This window comes from Amycolatopsis eburnea, assembly GCF_003937945.1.
GTDB lineage: Bacteria > Actinomycetota > Actinomycetes > Mycobacteriales > Pseudonocardiaceae > Amycolatopsis > Amycolatopsis eburnea.
Window position 1 is genome coordinate 1 of sequence record NZ_RSEC01000018.1, and the last position, 333, is coordinate 333.

Sequence of the window (333 nt, forward strand, 5' to 3'; positions counted from 1 at the left end):
ATGATGTCGTTGAGCAACTGGCTCACCGGGTTCGTCGGCCCGAACACCCCGAACGCCAGCTGCAGCGCGATCAGCAGGATGAAGTAGTACACCAATTTGACGAGGATCCCCGCCGCGTCGATCTTCTGGCTGCCGATGTTCCCGGAAAGGCCGGTCTTCTCCACGAGTTTCCCGAACCCGACTTTGCCGAGGACCAGCCCCAGCGCTTTCGAAACCGCCTTCGCGATCAGCCAGCCGATCAGCAGGATGATCAAGAATCCCACGAGTTTCGGGACGAACGTGGCCACCAGGTTCCACGCCTGCCCGAGCCCGTCCTTCAGTTGCTGGCCCATA

At 61.0% G+C, this 333-nt stretch carries 1 protein-coding gene; it reads right to left on the minus strand.

Annotated elements, in window-relative coordinates:
* Nucleotides 1-332 (minus strand): mechanosensitive ion channel family protein (locus EIY87_RS03850; protein WP_449657929.1); only part of this gene is annotated, 332 nt, incomplete at its 3' end.
* Between the last annotated feature and the right edge of the window lies 1 nt (nucleotide 333).